Origin of the sequence: Leptospira sarikeiensis, from assembly GCF_004769615.1 — a bacterium.
GTDB classification, from domain to species: Bacteria; Spirochaetota; Leptospiria; order Leptospirales; family Leptospiraceae; genus Leptospira_B; species Leptospira_B sarikeiensis.
In genome coordinates, this window is sequence record NZ_RQGF01000030.1 from 17,428 (window position 1) to 32,401 (window position 14,974).

Here is a 14,974-nt window from a genome sequence, read left to right on the forward strand (position 1 = left end):
TTTTTCTAGAAAAATTTAGCTGTTTGCAGTAGCTTCTTGTAGATCCAAAGCCTTTACGATGAAAAGATGATTTTCTTTTACTAGATCTACTAGGATCAGATTTCGAACAAAGGTCCCGTATTCATCCTTTATGATCCGGATGGACGGCCTAAGAGGTTTATCAGCATTTGCAGCGAGAACGATCCCAACTCTTTTGTCTGAAAGTTCCACACAAGATCCGACTGGATACAAAGACACCTGGTTTAAGAAAGTTCGAACTATCTTAAGATCGAATTTTCCCACATCCATACTGATCATAGATTTGATCGCTTCGTGAGGAAGTACTCTTTGTCTATGAGGGCGGTTTGTGATGAGCGCAGAAAAATTATCCGCGATTGCATAGATCCGAGCATTCTCTTCGATCGCTGTAGCTGCGATCTTTTGAGGATACCCTTTTCCATCAAAACGTTCATGATGCTGTAATGCAACGACTGCTAGGCTATTTTTGATCTTGATCCTTTGGGTTAAGATCTGATAGCCAATGATCGTATGTTTTAAAATAGATTTGTATTCTTCGTCCGTTAACTGATCCGTCTTTTCTGAAATGGTTGCGGGAACCTTTGTCATACCGACGTCAGCAACCAAACAGGAGATCGCAAGATCTACCATTTTGGGACGGGAGAAATCCAGTAATTTTCCAATGATAAGCGCATAGAATGTAGATGTGGTAATCTGGTTATATAAATAATACCCCGGGTTATTCATTCCTAGGATCAGATATGAAAGATTATTATGGGTCCTTACAAAATCCGCAAGGGCCTCTCCTTGGTCTCTTACAGGTCCGAAATCGAAAGTTTTATCGTCTGCGGCTTTGCGGTATACGTCCTGGACGAGTGCGAATGTGTTTTTGTATAAATTCGAGAATTGTACTTTGATCCTATTTAGATTATCGTACATCCCTTTTAAAGGAAGAAGATCCTCGTCTACGATCGTGCTTACTATGAAATCCTCTAGTTGGGTTTCCAATCTTTCGGGATCCACATCGATCACTAATATATCACCATGGGTAAGTACTTCAGTTATTCCAAACCGTTTCAGTCTTTCCAGATCTGAATCCGTGATCGGAGTGTTCGAGGTGATAAACAGATTTTCTTTGTCCAGATAGACTGGTTTTGTGAATCTCATTCCCGGTCTTAGTTCGGACACGTTCAATTTTTTCATTTTCAAATACCCTTAGTTGCTTTCCGCTTTTTGGTTTAGTACGAAAGCAAACACACTCGCTACCGCCCTGTATAAATTTTCCGGAATTTCCTGGCCGATTGGAACAGGAGTAAGCGCTTCCGCTAGGACCCTATCTTCTACAATCGGTACTCCGTGGTTTTTCGCGATACGTTTGATTTTTTCACCTAAAAAACCTTCTCCCTTGGCGAGTACCATTGGGCCTTTGTTCTCGTTCGGTGTAAACTTAAGGGCGATTCCGAGTTTCACGCAGTCCATTCCCTTCTCTGTAAAGAGGGCTTATATTGTATCCTGAGATCCTGGAATCGAACTCCCGATTCTTCCAGGAACTGCATAAATTTTTTCCGATTCCGACCTATATGCAAGTACAATTTAGAACTAGTATAAACGGCGGTTAGAATCAGGTCCGATGCGTCTTCTTTCTTCCAGTGAAATCTGTACAGGCTCGAACCGTAGTCCTTTGTTTCCATAAATAAGACAAAAATCCGATCCGAGTCGTTTCCTCCCAGATAACTTTCAGCATTTCCACCCTCCCACTCCCACTCGAAGTAGGGAGTATCCGATTTCCAATCGAAATGGGGAAAATAGCTCTTGAGGAAGGAAAAAATACCCTCTTCCGAAACCGGACCATCTTCTTTATGTAGTACTTTTTCTAAAATTCCGGTCAGTCCTTTTTCCAAAGGAGTGAGCACTTTGGAGTCGTCTTCTTCTAACGTTAGTTTCCTTTCCTGTATTTTCCATTCAGAAATATCTCCAGAAAAGGTTCGAGATAAAAGTAATTGTTCGCCTGTGAGCAGTTTGGTTTTTGTATCCGCTTCCAGTGTTTGTCCGTTCCAGATAAGTTTTGCTTTTCCATCCTTGGTCCCTTCTTTTACCCAAACCCTGAAGAAGGGAGCTTCTTTAGATTCTCCTTCGAATAATTCAGGATTTTGTAATTTGTTGGAAGAATTGATTAATAGGGAAATTTTATGGGATTCCGGGACCTGATCCGTTTTTCGGATCTGAGGATTTTGGTTCTTATCAATCGGATTGGGAGGTGGGATCGGCAGCATGGAATTTTCTGGTGAAAGATCTTCTGTGGATTCTGGCAAGTCCTAGATTCCGGATGGCCTCTTCATGCCCTGCACTACCATATCCTTTGTGGGCCTCGAAACCGTAGCCCGGAAACTTGGATGCGATACCTTTCATGAATCGATCCCTTTTTACTTTGGCTATGATAGAAGCAGCAGCAATGCTCGCGATCCTTGAATCCCCTTTTTTATAATAATGAGACTGGCGTTTGACCTCTTCCGATTCCTTGTATTTGGAAAAATTATAATTCCCGTCAATAAGTAGCAGGAGTTTTCTTCCGGTATTCTCTATCGGTGTTTCCGAGCCCTTTCTATAACATTTCAGTATACCTTCTAATACTGCACGATTGATCCCGTGGGTATCTATATATCGATGTGATAAAAAAGCATGAGCGATCGTATGCGCGGTTTTGTGGATCTCCTCGAACAAAGAGTCCCGTTTGGATTCGGAAAGTTTTTTAGAATCGTTCAGTCCTTTTAATAGCTCGCCTGAATAGATCTTTTCTAAGACCTCTGGAGTAAAAGAAACGAGCCCAACCGAGAGTGGCCCCGCATAAGGTCCTCTTCCTGCCTCGTCTATTCCGCAAGGCAGATAGTTTTGGAAGAACTTCAACTCTTCCGGTTCGAAATTGGCAGTCGGCAAAAGAGATCCCTAAATAAGATTTAGAAGAGAAGTTAAAAGCGATTCCTTCCTTTTTCAAGGAGAATCTTTTCTGATTGGAATGGATTTGATGTTTAGGAGATAGTTTTTGCGGCGAAGAACTCGCCGCAATTATCTGGGTAGGTTCTTATTCTGCTGCCGGAGCCGCTGCAGCTGCCGCTTTTGCTTCTTCTGCAGTTTGACGTTTTCTGTCTTCTGCAACCAGAGTTTTTCCGCCTTTCAACTCGCGAATACGAGCAGATTTTCCGGAACGTTCTCTTAAGAAGAAGAGTTTAGCACGACGAACTTTACCTTTACGAACGAGTTCGATCTTTGCGATACGTGGAGAATAAAGAGGGAAAACTCTTTCTACACCCACATCGTAGGAGATCCTACGAACGGTGAATGATTTTCCATTTCCGCCGTTGGAGATAGAGATTACGACCCCTTCGTATACCTGAACCCTTTCTTTACCGGATTCTTGGATTTTGTAGTGAACCTTTACAGTATCCCCTACGCTAAAATTTAGGGTACGATTGGCTTCGGTAGGCTGACCGCCTTTCAGAAGTTCTTTCATATATTCCTCGTAATATCAGGGTCGACTTTCTTTCGATTGGCATTGCGCCAAGATTCTATCGCCGCGTGGTTTCCGCCCAAGAGAATTTCAGGAACCTTCCAACCATTATACTCGGAAGGTTTCGTATATTGCGGATATTCTAAGATATCCTTTTCGTTATGAGATTCTTCATTCAGGCTCCCTTGGTCGCCTAAAAAGCCGGGCAAAAGCCTGGACACAGCGTCTGTTATACAAAGGCTGGCCAAATCTCCGGCTGAAATTACATAATTTCCAAGGGACAGTTCTATGTCAACAAGATGCTCTGTTACACGATGATCCACCCCTTCGTAGTATCCTGAAATGAATGTAAGAGGCTTTTCCGATTTGGAAAGTTTCTCCGCGACACTCTGATCGAATGGAATTCCGGATGGTGTAGTAAGAATGACAAGTCCTCTATCTTCTCCGAGGGACTTTAAAGCCAGATCGATTGGCTCAACTTTTAAGAGCATCCCAGGTCCGCCCCCATAAGGAGTGTCGTCTACCTTTAGATGTTTATTATTGGAGAAGTCTCTTAGATGCACTATGTTGACTGAGAACACTCCCTTTTGGATCGCCTTCTCTTGTAAGCCTTCCGAAAAATAGGATTGGATCTTGGAGGGAAATAGAGTAATAAAATTAAATTTCATTCCAATCCTCCGGAGACTTTAGGACGATTTTCCCTTCTTCTAAAAAGACCTTTCCGACATGTTTTTCAACGTATGGGACAAGGACCTCTGAATCGTTTGTTTGAAATACTAAAATAGAATGGGCCGGGTTTTCCAGAATGTCCACCAATTCCCAGCCGAGTTCTTTTCCTTCTTCCGAGAATGCCTTCAATCCTTTGAGTTCGAATAGATAATACTCTTCTCCCTTTGATTTGGGAAAATAAGACCTATCTATATAAAGCTTTCCCCCGGTTAAGGATGAAGCTTCTTCCGGGCTTCCGATCCCTTCTAATTGTAAAAGGATTTTGCCCGATTGAATAGATGACTTTAAGATTGTAACAGGTACAGGTTCTTTGGAAGGAAACTCTAGCGTGGCCTGGATTGGAAATTTGAGCCCTGGGACGGCGCTATCTTCTGCGACCAATCGGATCAAACCCTTCAGTCCGAAGGGTTTTCCTAAATGACCGCTTAGAATACGAGTATTAGTCAATAATTTCTAAGGAGAAATTTTTTCCGGCTTTGATGGAAGCAGCAGTTAAAATCGCTCTTAAGGATTTGGCGATTCTACCGTTTTTGCCGATCACTTTCCCCACATCCTTCGGGGAAACCCGGAGTTCTAGGACGGTTTGTTCGTCGCCCTCGATTTCACGTACTGAAATCTCCTCCGGATGATCTACTAGAGAAGTAACGATATAGCGGATCAGCTCTTCCATTACTTCTTCAGAGATTGTTTATATTCCGCCCAGATTCCCTCATGTTTAATGAGGTTCAGAACGGTTCCGGTAGGTTGAGCGCCTTTTGTGAGCCAACCGAGAATTTTCTCTTTATTCAGAGTCGTCTGACCTTTCACCTCTGCAGGGTGATAATGTCCGAGGATATCAATAAATTTACCGTCTCTAGGGGAACGGCTATCAGCAGCCACTACCCGATAGTGAGGGTTATTTTTGGCTCCGGTTCTTTGTAGTCTGATCTTAACCAAAGTAAAATTCCTTCGTATAAATAAGGATGGCTCACTGCAGTACAGTTTGCCCTAATACGCCATAATTTCGCAGAAAGCCTGCATGTCAAGGTTTAATGGGAACTAGGCCTTTGCTAGACCTTTTAAACGGATCCCGTTCTCACTTGGATCCCCGGTTTTGAATAAACCAGCCCCTACTACGCAAATATCCACGCCTGCCTTTGCAAGTTCCTGGATATTGGTGTCATTGACTCCCCCGTCCACTTCCAGTTCGATCGGGTAATTCGAGATAAGAGATTTTACCTTCTTGATCTTCTCCATTCCCCCATCCACGAACTTCTGACCATAGAATCCAGGTTCAACTGTCATGATAAGCACTAGATCGATATAAGGAAGAAGTGTTTCTAATACCGAAACTGGGGTTCCTGGATTGAGAGAAACTCCTACTTTGATCCCGTTTTTCTTGATCTCTTGCGCCAAACGAATAGCGAAACGAGTGGTTTCCGCATGGAAAGTAATACAGTAAGGGTTGAGTTCGTAGTATTTGTGAACATGATTCTCAGGTTTTTCCACCATGAGATGAACATCCAAAGGGATCTGGGTCATTGCCTTGATCTCTTTATTTACCGCTTCTCCAAAACTGATCTGTGGGACGAAATTTCCGTCCATCACATCCATATGAACTAGATCGATCCCTTCTTTCTTAAAATTTGGGACTGTGTTTGCAAGCGCTGTAAGTTGAGTAGCTAAAATAGAAGCGGAGATTTTCAAAATTCGTTCTCGTAATCTTTGGATTTTACTTTGGATCCGTTCCCGTCCAGAAGAACAAGAGTAACATCTCCACTTCTGTAAAATACGGTTTGGATCTTTTCGCCTTCTTGGTAATTCGTAGGGGCGCTGATCTCGATCTGCTTGGTCTCGTCTTTTTGATCTTTTACGAGTAAAGTATAAGTCCCGTTTTCCGGAGCTTCGTAAACAAAACTTTCGTATCCGCTTTCTACCCTGTCTTCCGGTTTAAAGTAGAATACTTTAAATTTGTATTCGTTCCCGACTTTCTGGACTGATTCGATCTTTCCATTATCCGGACGGAATTTAGTCGGAACTACTTCCGCCTTGGAGGAAATTTTTGCACGAACCAAAGCTCTTTGAGCAAATGCGAAAGAATCTCCCGGTTTAAAATCCAAACCCGCTTGAGGCTCTCCTTCTTTTTTCTTGGTAGAAGGTTTCGTAACGAGTAAGAATACTTTTTCTCCGGCGGTGATATTTTTTCCGGCTTCCGGAATTTGATCCACAACCGTGTCTGGCTGTTCTCCTTCTTTTACTTCGATGTAGGTAATCCCACCCAAGTTTAAGGAAACGTAAGTTTCTCCGGAGAGAACTTTTTCTATGGAATTTTTTGCAGAAACTAGGCTTTGCCCTTTTAGATTCGGCATGTCCAATCTGTCCAAGCCTACGTTTACAGTAACGGAAACTTTGGAACCAGCTTCCACTTCTCTTCCTGGTCGAATGGATTGATAGATGATGATCCCGTCTGTTTTATCAGGATAACGTTTGGATTCTAATCGTACTTTTAACTGTAAACGCATGAGTTCGTTATGAACTTCGTTGTACGGTTTGCCTACTATATCAGGCATTACTACCATGGTAGAGCTTTTAGTACGAACAAATACTACTAAGAATGCGGCTATGAAGAATACTACCAAGCCGAATGCGATGAAAAAAAAGTAACCCCCGACTGGGAGATATTTAGAGCGGAGTTCTTCCTTGGTCACTCGAAACGATCCTCGTCCGAAATACGGAAACCGTTTAAGAAATCCGCCACAGTTATTCTGTTTTTATTTTCCGGTTGTACGGAAAGGATCTCCAGGAAACGGCCATCTCCACACTGGAAAAGAAGGGCCTTTTTGTCCATTCGTTTCAATCTGCCAGGCTCAATCTTACCATCGGAAAAATCGGAAGGTCTTGTTTTCCACAAAACCATCCGTTTTTCTCGGAAACGACAATATCCGCCCAAGTCTGGACTTAAGGCCCTGATCCGATTATGAAGATCGATTGCGGGAAGTTTCAAATCCAAGACTCTGTCTTCTGCCTGGATTTTCGTGCAATATGTTGCTTTGGAATGATCCTGGGGAATTGCTTCGAAAGCTTTTTCCCTATTCCCTTTTAGAAGAGGGATTACACTCTCAATTCCAGCTTGCGTAATCTTTTCCATAAGAGTTCCGGTATCATCTTCCAAATCAATCTCCACTTCTTGGATCTTGATGATATCCCCCTCGTCCATTTTTTCTCCCAAATGTTGGATGCTGATCCCGGATTTAGTATAACCTTTCCAGAGAGAGGTTTGGACTGGAGAAGCACCTCTTAGATCAGGTAGAATGGAACCGTGTAAATTGATAGAACCGAATTTAGGAGAGGAAAAAACTTCTTTCGGCAAAATAGAACCGTAAGCGAACACAACATAGAGTTGCGCATCAAATTTGGAAAACTGTTCTAACGCGTTTTCTTTTTCTTTTTTAATGGATTCGAATTGAAAGACTGGAAGATTTGCAGCGAGTGCAGCTTCTTTGACCGGGCTTGGGACTAGAGTTTTACTTCTTCCCTTAGGACGATCCGGATTTGTGACTACGAATTGGACTTGGATCCCTGACTCTTTTAGTAGAGCTTCTAAAAGTTTGGCAGAAGGTTCCGGGGTTCCGAAAAATGCGATTTTCATCAGACAAGATCCAGTGGATCAAAATCCAATTCTAGGTAAACGTTTTTAGAAAGTTTAAGAGTTCGAATTTCTTTTTTTAAGATCTCTCTCCATTTGTTTTGTACAGTTGTTTTGATCAGAATATGATTTCTGAAATTCGCATCGATTTTATAGAAAGGACAAGGCGCAGGTCCTAGTATAATTGTATTCGGTTCCGGAAGATATTTTTTTAGGACTTGATTAACTGCCTCAATCGTTTGAACGGAAATCGTTTCATCTTTGGATCTGGATAAGATCCGGATCAATCTGGAAAATGGAGGATAAAAGAGTTCTTCTCTTGTTTTGATCTCTGATTCGTAAAAACGAATATAGTCTTGGTCGAGTGCCATACGAATGATCGGATGATCTACTGTGTTTGTTTCGATCAGAACTTCTCCCGCAAGATCGGATCTACCTGCTCTTCCTGCAACCTGAGTAAGAAGTGAAAAGACTCGTTCTCCCGCTCGAAAGTCAGGAAGACCAAGTCCGATCCCCGCATTCAAAACTCCAACTAGAGTGACCCTCGCGGCATCCAATCCTTTGGAGATCATTTGGGTCCCGGTTAAGATATCGATCTCTCCCTCCACAAGTCTTCCGATCACATCGGTTAAAACACTTTTGTCCTGGATGGAATCCTGATCTAATCGTTCTACTTTCGCACCTGGAAAAGTTTCTAGTAGGAACTCCTCTAATTTTTGAGTTCCTGTTCCCATCATGACCAGTTTTTCTCCTAGTTTTGTCTCGAGCCTTTGGAGAGAATCCGAAAATCCACAGAGATGGCAGATGACGGTTCCTTTTTTGTGATAACAAAGATGAGATGTACAATTCGGGCACGGGATATAAGTTTTTTCTTTTTCGGAATATAATAAGGGACTATACCCTCTCCTGTTTAATAGAAGAATGACCTGTTCTTTTTTATCCAGTCTCTGTTTGATCGCAAATGTAAGTTCTGAACCGATGAGTCTCGCGTCTTTTTTATTTTCTTCGATCCGTACTGTAGGAGGTTTTGCAGAACCTGGTCTTTTGGTTAAGACTTGTAGTCCGATCTTTCCGGTTTTTGCAAGATGATATACTTCTAGAGAAGGGGTTGCGGAACCTAAAACCAAAACCGCCTTGTTTTGTCTGCAACGTTGTAATGCAACCTGTCTAGCATGATACCTTGGCGTGGAATGTTCCTTAAAAGAACCGTCATGCTCTTCGTCTATGATCACAAGTCCTAGGTTCGAGACCGGAGCAAACACTGCGGATCTAGTTCCGACCGCGATTCTTTTTTTTCCTTGGAGAAGGTCCGTATACGCTTTAAATCTTTCTGAAACTTTTAATGCGGAATGTAAAAGTGCGATCTGTCCCGGAAAGACTGCTTCCAATTTTCGGATGATATGGTAGGTCAAACCGATCTCTGGAACTAAGAGTAATACACCTTTATTCGAGTTTTGTAGAATGTCTCGGATCAAATGTAGATATACTTCCGTTTTTCCGCTGCCAGTGATCCCGAAAAGTAGATGGATGGAATCTTTTCCAAAATCCGCTTTTATGTTTTGGTAGGCTTTTTTTTGCTCTTCATTTAGTGAAAACGGTTCGGAAGGAATTACATCTTCCGTTAATTTTACTTTGGAATGTCTTCTTCCCGCAGGGATCATTTTATGTATACATTCGCCTAGAGAAGCGAGATACTGATCTTTGACCCAATATGCGAGTTCTATCTGTTCCCCATTTATTACAGGAGTTTTATCTACGACTTTATCTACCTGCAAGACTTCGTAGCTTGGTTCATTATGATGAAGAGATAAAATGATCCCTTCTTCTTTTCTACCTCGAAGTTTCGCCTCAACTCTCATCCCTACTTTTGTATCAGGTGGGACCTCGTAGGTGAATGTATCCTCTAAGATAGGAAGATCGAAGGCTATCTCTGCGTATTGGATCAAATTTTTTCCTTAATCTCCCGATGAAAGATCCCAAGTTGGGATAGGATACTTTCTTTAACTTCGATCTCTTTCTTTTTGGCTTCTTGGAATTCGGGAGAATCGGCCTTGCTTGATTTTCTCTTTTGTTCTGCGGCCAATATCGCTTCCGGAGAACGAAGTACGACCATAGGAACTCCTGGTTGGAACTCCAATGTTTTTCCCATTTGTCCTATAGCTTCGTCTTTTCCGAACAGAAGAGGAGCTGCTGCTCCGAGTAAAATGATGCCTTGGATCTCTTCTTCTTGAACGGTTTCTTGAACTTGGATCCTACAATTATTCGTTCTTCTTTTCCAATCATCTTCCGTGGAACGATCCTGGGAGAATAAACATCCTGGAAATTCTTGGTAATAGAATTCTTTCATAGTGAATCCGAAAACTTTTTGGATCATTCTATCGAATACATCCTCTGCTTCTGAACTTCTGAAAATTTTCAAAGGAGAAGTTTTTACATAAGATTGTTTTCCGGAAACTGTCTCACCGGTGTAATGTAATACTAAGATCTTCTTTCTACCGCGGATGATAAAATGGCGAATCGCACTCAAACGGTCCGGGCATAATTTACAGGAGAAATTTCGATCTTCTTTTTTTGGAGGGATCCTCATTTGGATGCCTGGGATCGGAGCTGTTCCGCTTTCTTTTTGAGATGTAGAAGACCAGGTCCAGGATTCCTTCCATTCTAGATCCAGATCCTCCGGATCTTTTTCTCCTTGTCTTCTTAGGATTGGAAATTCTCCGTTTTGTACTAAAAATTTGAAATCCTGCAGAATTCCTTTTAGCTCTTTGAAAACCCCAGATTTACTCATGGATATCCTCCACTTGGATCCCAAGGGATTTCATTTTTCGATACAAATGAGATCTTTCTATTCCTAATGTTTTAGAGGTTTTGGAAACATTTCCTTCGTTCATCTGTAATGTTTTCAGAATATACTGCTTTTCGAATTCTTCCTTCGCTTTTTTGAAATCACCTTTTTCGACAAGATCATTTGCCTTTACGAAACCGGTCATAGAATCTTTTACGTCTTGTGCTCGAATGATATCACTTACAGTCATGATACAAAGTCTTTCTATTACGTTTTTTAATTCGCGGATATTGCCTGGCCAAAAATGATTTTCTAAAATGGATACTGCTTCTTTCTCAATAATTTTAAGGGGCAGATGGTTTTCTGCAATCGTATGTTTGATATAATGGTCTACGAGCAATGGAATATCCGATTTTCGATCTCTTAACGGAGGAATTACGATCGGGATCACATTCAATCGATAATAAAGATCTTCCCTGAATTTTCCGTCTTTGATCGCCTCTTCTACCGGGATATTGGTAGCTGCAATGATCCGAACATCTACGGAAACCTGATCTGTGCTTCCTAATTTCTCAAACCTTTGCTCTTGTAGAATACGTAAAACTTTTGCCTGAGTTGCCAGGGACATATCGCAGATCTCGTCTAAGAATAGAGTCCCACCATTTGCAGCTTCGAATTTCCCAATTCTAGTATCCGTTGCACCGGTAAATGCACCTTTCACATATCCGAATAGTTCGGATTCTATCAATTCCTCAGGAAGAGCCGCACAGTTGACTTCTACGAATGGTTGTTCTTTTCTTTTTGAGTTTTTGAATATAGTTTTTGCGACTAATTCTTTTCCAGTGCCGTTTTCTCCATAAATGAAAACTCGTGCATTTGTAGCTGCAGCTTGGGCGATGGAAAATTTTACTTTTTGGATTGCAGGAGAATTTCCGAGGATCTCATCATATTCGAGTTTGATCTCTGGAGATTCGAATTTTTCGGAATAAACTAAGGCCTCTTCTACAGCTTCCAATACTTTTTCGATTGAAAGAGGTTTTTCTAGAAAATTTAGAGCACCCTTTTTAGTAGCTTGTACAGCTAGTTCGATAGTTCCGTGCCCAGAGATCATTACTACCGGAACTGTAGGATAAATTTTTTTTACTTCATCTAGAACACTCAGCCCGTCTTCTTTTCCGAGCCAAACATCTAGTAAAACAAGGCTGGGCCTTTCTATCTTTAGATGTTTTAGAAAGTTTTTTCCGGAAGAGAATTGTTCCGCTTCGTAATTCTCATCTTGCAAAATATCCTGTAGGGATTTGCGGATCTCCGGTTCGTCATCAACTATAAAAATTCTCATTTATGCTACCGGGAGTTCTATCCTAAATTTACATCCGCCTAGTTCGGAAGAGTCCACCGAAATATGACCGTTATGATCTATGACCGTTTTTTGCACGATTGCAAGACCGATACCGGATACATGTTCTTCTTTTGTAGAATAGTAAGGCTCGAAAACCTTGGACCTATAATCAGCGGTGATACCGATACCATTATCCTCTACAAAAAGTACGACAGATCTTCTCATGATCCTTTTTTCTAACACGGTCGAAATTCGAACTTTTCCTTGGGTAAAATTAGAGTCAGCTTTTTGTTTTCTCTTTTCGATCGCTTCTACAGCATTTTTGAAAAGATTATTCATGATCCCTAAGAATAGTTTTTTGTCCAAAAAGATTTCCGGTAGGTTTTTCACTAAATTCAACTCGATCTGGATCCCTGGCGTATGTTCGAAAAGTTTTGCACTTTCTAAAAGTACAGGCTCGAGATGTTGATTTATAAGTCTAGGTGCAGGCATTCTTGCAAATTCAGAGAATTCATTCACTAGATGTTCTAAGATCTTTACTTGCCCAACGATCGTCTCACTTCCTTTAGTCACGATCTCTTGGAATTCTGTAGGAACTTCGGAGTTTAATTTCCTTCGGATCCTTTCAGCGGAAAGTTGGATCGGGGTCAGAGGGTTTTTGATCTCATGGGCCATTCTTTGGGCCACTTCTTTCCAAGCGGCGATCCTTTGGGTATGCATGAGCTCTTCGTTTTTGGACTTTAAATCTTTCACCATTTGGTTGAAGGATTCTACTAACGCTCCAATCTCCCCTCCTTCCGTGAGTGGAAGATTAATATCTGTATCTCCTAAAGAAACTTTCTGAGTCGCATTTGCAAGATCTATGATTGGCCTTGAGATTTTACGAGCAAATACCAAAGAGAAGAATATAGAAAGTAAAAATGCAAAAACCGTAAGAAGTGTGATGGTCAGTCTTACTTCATAAGGAAGTTTTTCTTTGGCAAGATCTGCAGTAACGTAGTTCCTCCTTGTATTAATGAATGAATAAGCTCTCGCCTCTTCTCCCGGAAAGACTCGTTTTCCTAAAATTAAAAATTTTCCCGAGTTTATAGAATCTATCTTTAAAAGATAAAATCCTAAATTCTGGTTCAATACTAGATTTTCAGAGATCCCATCCGATTCAATTGGAGTAAAATCTTCCAAAGAAAATACAAGTTTTAAGGCCCTGTTTTCTAAGGCTGCAGTCTTATTATCATACCATCCAACATAATAATTCGGATTTTTGATCAGATCCAGCTCGTTTGCTCGAGTTGTAAGAAGGTTCGGATTTGGATTTTCTTTTTGAACAAGGTTTCGGAAAAATTTAGCTTTCTCTAATAATTCCTTTTTCTCGGGGTCTAATTCCTTTCTTACAAAATAATCCCCGGCCTCTAATGCTTGGGCTATATCCAATCCGTAAAATCCTTCGAATACTTTTCCGATCACGTTGGATGTAAGAAGAAATACCGGAAAAGAAGGAAGCATTGCAATGAACAAAAATGAAAGAGAGAGTCTATAACGAATGGAACTTTTGAGCCTTCCTGTCTCTAAGTTCCTACGATTCCTATAAAAATAGGAGATAATTAAGAATAGAACGACTAAAGGAACAGTATAATAAACATAGATCAGGATCCGATCTACTAGATCTATATTTGCCGAATTTCTAAAATGAATTAACTCAGCTGCGAGTACGGATAAAGAGATTACACCAGAAAGGATGAAAAGATCTCGAAGATAATACCGATTTTCTTCGTTCCGAAAAGGGAACCAGTTCATATCGCAAAATCGCCTTCCACCAATTTTGCTAAGGCTGCAGCTGCCTCTTCTTCTTGGACTCCTTCTGTTTTGATGGAAAATTCCTGGCCGGGTGCGAGTGCGAGCATCATGAGACCCATGATACTTTTTCCGTTTACTTCTACTCCGTCTTTGGAAACTAAAACTTCGCAGGAATATTTCGCTGCGCAATTCACAAATACAGAGGCAGGTCTTGCATGCATTCCAGCACCGTTTTCGTTAATTTTGAGGTGGATTTCTTTCAACTTTTCCTTGCTGCAGATAAATGTTTAATTTTTGGCTGAATTCCGCCGCGGCATTTTTGCCCAGCTTCTTTAATCTTTGGTTCATCGCTGCAGTTTCTACGATGATCGGGATATTTCTACCCGGACGAACAGGCAATTTGATCATAGGGATATTCACTCCCAAAACTTCTTCCGTCCTATTTTCGAGCCCGGTCCGATCGAATTCTTTTTCTTCGGTCCATTCTTCCAAATGGATAATGAGTTCTATTAATTTATGATCTCTTACGGAACCTATTCCGAAGATATCTTTAATATTCAGAATTCCTAATCCTCTTATTTCCATATGATGTCTGAGTAGATCAGAACAAGTCCCGATCAAATAACTTTCGGAAAGTCTTCTGATCTCTACCATATCGTCGGCCACAAGACGATGTCCTCTTTCTATGAGCTCGAGAGCGGTTTCACTTTTTCCGACTCCACTTTTTCCGGATAGAAGGATCCCGATCCCGAATACTTCGATCAAAACTCCATGTCTCATCGTTCTTGGTGCGAGACTTCTATCCAAAATTTGTGAGATCAGAGTGATGAATTTATGAGTAGAAACGTCTGAACCAAGAAGAGGAATATTTAAACGATCACAATATTCCACAAAGATAGGAGGAGGAACATTTCCATGGGTGAATATAATACAATTCAGATGGAAGTGAAAAAACTCAGCAGCGAGTTTTTCTAGATCTTCCCCTTCCTTAGAAGTGATATATGCCCATTCTCCTTTTCCGAAAATTTGGATCCGGTCATGAGCAAAACTTTCATAAAACCCTGTTAAGGACAAACCTGGTCTGTTGATCTCAGAACTATGGATCCGATTTTGGAGACCGTTTTCTCCTGCGATCATTTGAAGACCGAGTTCTGGATGATCTTTTAAAATATTAGAAACATTGATTCCTGGAACGGACAT

18 protein-coding genes are annotated in these 14,974 nt (G+C 41.2%); all 18 read right to left on the reverse strand.

What is annotated here, in order from left to right:
* Positions 1 to 15 precede the first annotated feature (15 nt).
* On the reverse strand, positions 16 to 1,200 hold the full coding sequence (locus tag EHQ64_RS15080) for an HD-GYP domain-containing protein (protein WP_135650635.1): 1,185 nt from the start codon (positions 1,198 to 1,200) through the stop codon (positions 16 to 18).
* A gap of 12 nt (positions 1,201 to 1,212) precedes the next feature.
* On the reverse strand, positions 1,213 to 1,476 hold the full coding sequence (locus EHQ64_RS15085; RefSeq protein ID WP_210410875.1) for an EscU/YscU/HrcU family type III secretion system export apparatus switch protein: 264 nt from the start codon (positions 1,474 to 1,476) through the stop codon (positions 1,213 to 1,215).
* The gene (locus EHQ64_RS15090) at positions 1,464 to 2,270 is read right to left on the reverse strand and encodes a hypothetical protein (protein ID WP_135650637.1); all 807 of its coding nucleotides are present in this window, start codon (positions 2,268 to 2,270) and stop codon (positions 1,464 to 1,466) included. The genes EHQ64_RS15085 and EHQ64_RS15090 overlap by 13 nt, the downstream gene beginning before the upstream one ends.
* Positions 2,239 to 2,931 (reverse strand): ribonuclease HII, encoded by a 693-nt coding sequence (locus EHQ64_RS15095; RefSeq protein ID WP_135650638.1) that lies wholly within the window; start codon positions 2,929 to 2,931, stop codon positions 2,239 to 2,241. The genes EHQ64_RS15090 and EHQ64_RS15095 overlap by 32 nt, the downstream gene beginning before the upstream one ends.
* A gap of 145 nt (positions 2,932 to 3,076) precedes the next feature.
* Positions 3,077 to 3,505 carry a 50S ribosomal protein L19 gene (rplS, locus tag EHQ64_RS15100; RefSeq protein WP_135650639.1) on the reverse strand — a complete coding sequence of 143 codons (429 nt, stop codon included), beginning with the start codon at positions 3,503 to 3,505 and terminating at the stop codon, positions 3,077 to 3,079.
* Positions 3,502 to 4,170 (reverse strand): tRNA (guanosine(37)-N1)-methyltransferase TrmD, encoded by a 669-nt coding sequence (trmD, locus tag EHQ64_RS15105; protein WP_135650640.1) that lies wholly within the window; start codon positions 4,168 to 4,170, stop codon positions 3,502 to 3,504. Before trmD ends, rplS begins: the two co-directional genes overlap by 4 nt.
* The gene (gene rimM / locus EHQ64_RS15110) at positions 4,160 to 4,678 is read right to left on the reverse strand and encodes a ribosome maturation factor RimM (RefSeq protein WP_135650641.1); all 519 of its coding nucleotides are present in this window, start codon (positions 4,676 to 4,678) and stop codon (positions 4,160 to 4,162) included. Before rimM ends, trmD begins: the two co-directional genes overlap by 11 nt.
* On the reverse strand, positions 4,671 to 4,901 hold the full coding sequence (locus EHQ64_RS15115; RefSeq protein ID WP_100705842.1) for a KH domain-containing protein: 231 nt from the start codon (positions 4,899 to 4,901) through the stop codon (positions 4,671 to 4,673). The genes rimM and EHQ64_RS15115 overlap by 8 nt, the downstream gene beginning before the upstream one ends.
* Positions 4,901 to 5,167 (reverse strand): 30S ribosomal protein S16, encoded by a 267-nt coding sequence (gene rpsP / locus EHQ64_RS15120; RefSeq protein WP_135650642.1) that lies wholly within the window; start codon positions 5,165 to 5,167, stop codon positions 4,901 to 4,903. The genes EHQ64_RS15115 and rpsP overlap by 1 nt, the downstream gene beginning before the upstream one ends.
* Positions 5,168 to 5,269: 102 nt before the next feature.
* Entirely contained in the window at positions 5,270 to 5,917 is a 648-nt protein-coding gene (rpe, locus tag EHQ64_RS15125) for a ribulose-phosphate 3-epimerase (protein ID WP_135650643.1), read from the reverse strand.
* Entirely contained in the window at positions 5,914 to 6,918 is a 1,005-nt protein-coding gene (locus EHQ64_RS15130; protein WP_135650644.1) for a PASTA domain-containing protein, read from the reverse strand. Before EHQ64_RS15130 ends, rpe begins: the two co-directional genes overlap by 4 nt.
* Positions 6,915 to 7,859, reverse strand: coding sequence for a methionyl-tRNA formyltransferase (gene fmt, locus EHQ64_RS15135; protein ID WP_135650645.1), 945 nt, complete (start codon positions 7,857 to 7,859; stop codon positions 6,915 to 6,917). The genes EHQ64_RS15130 and fmt overlap by 4 nt, the downstream gene beginning before the upstream one ends.
* Positions 7,859 to 9,802: a replication restart helicase PriA gene (priA, locus tag EHQ64_RS15140; RefSeq protein WP_135650646.1), complete on the reverse strand. Its 1,944-nt coding sequence runs from the start codon at positions 9,800 to 9,802 to the stop codon at positions 7,859 to 7,861. The genes fmt and priA overlap by 1 nt, the downstream gene beginning before the upstream one ends.
* Positions 9,799 to 10,644 (reverse strand): hypothetical protein, encoded by an 846-nt coding sequence (locus EHQ64_RS15145; protein WP_135650647.1) that lies wholly within the window; start codon positions 10,642 to 10,644, stop codon positions 9,799 to 9,801. The genes priA and EHQ64_RS15145 overlap by 4 nt, the downstream gene beginning before the upstream one ends.
* Complete coding sequence (locus tag EHQ64_RS15150; RefSeq protein WP_135650648.1) at positions 10,637 to 11,980, reverse strand: sigma-54-dependent transcriptional regulator; 1,344 nt, start codon at positions 11,978 to 11,980, stop codon at positions 10,637 to 10,639. Before EHQ64_RS15150 ends, EHQ64_RS15145 begins: the two co-directional genes overlap by 8 nt.
* Positions 11,981 to 13,774, reverse strand: coding sequence for an LIC_11548 family sensor histidine kinase (locus EHQ64_RS15155; protein WP_135650649.1), 1,794 nt, complete (start codon positions 13,772 to 13,774; stop codon positions 11,981 to 11,983). It lies immediately after the preceding gene.
* Entirely contained in the window at positions 13,771 to 14,037 is a 267-nt protein-coding gene (locus tag EHQ64_RS15160; RefSeq protein WP_210410876.1) for an HPr family phosphocarrier protein, read from the reverse strand. The genes EHQ64_RS15155 and EHQ64_RS15160 overlap by 4 nt, the downstream gene beginning before the upstream one ends.
* Positions 14,012 to 14,974 (reverse strand): HPr(Ser) kinase/phosphatase, encoded by a 963-nt coding sequence (gene hprK, locus EHQ64_RS15165; RefSeq protein WP_135650650.1) that lies wholly within the window; start codon positions 14,972 to 14,974, stop codon positions 14,012 to 14,014. The genes EHQ64_RS15160 and hprK overlap by 26 nt, the downstream gene beginning before the upstream one ends.

What these genes read in the sequence shown, in the direction of transcription:
- EHQ64_RS15080 (WP_135650635.1), bottom strand. Translation starts at nt 1,200, where the DNA reads ATGAAAAAATTGAACGTGTCCGAACTAAGACCGGGAATGAGATTCACA.
- EHQ64_RS15085 (WP_210410875.1), bottom strand. Translation starts at nt 1,476, where the DNA reads ATGGACTGCGTGAAACTCGGAATCGCCCTTAAGTTTACACCGAACGAG.
- EHQ64_RS15090 (WP_135650637.1), bottom strand. Translation starts at nt 2,270, where the DNA reads ATGCTGCCGATCCCACCTCCCAATCCGATTGATAAGAACCAAAATCCT.
- rplS (WP_135650639.1), bottom strand. Translation starts at nt 3,505, where the DNA reads ATGAAAGAACTTCTGAAAGGCGGTCAGCCTACCGAAGCCAATCGTACC.
- trmD (WP_135650640.1), bottom strand. Translation starts at nt 4,170, where the DNA reads ATGAAATTTAATTTTATTACTCTATTTCCCTCCAAGATCCAATCCTAT.
- EHQ64_RS15115 (WP_100705842.1), bottom strand. Translation starts at nt 4,901, where the DNA reads ATGGAAGAGCTGATCCGCTATATCGTTACTTCTCTAGTAGATCATCCG.
- fmt (WP_135650645.1), bottom strand. Translation starts at nt 7,859, where the DNA reads ATGAAAATCGCATTTTTCGGAACCCCGGAACCTTCTGCCAAACTTTTA.
- EHQ64_RS15145 (WP_135650647.1), bottom strand. Translation starts at nt 10,644, where the DNA reads ATGAGTAAATCTGGGGTTTTCAAAGAGCTAAAAGGAATTCTGCAGGAT.
- EHQ64_RS15150 (WP_135650648.1), bottom strand. Translation starts at nt 11,980, where the DNA reads ATGAGAATTTTTATAGTTGATGACGAACCGGAGATCCGCAAATCCCTA.
- EHQ64_RS15155 (WP_135650649.1), bottom strand. Translation starts at nt 13,774, where the DNA reads ATGAACTGGTTCCCTTTTCGGAACGAAGAAAATCGGTATTATCTTCGA.
- hprK (WP_135650650.1), bottom strand. Translation starts at nt 14,974, where the DNA reads ATGTCCGTTCCAGGAATCAATGTTTCTAATATTTTAAAAGATCATCCA.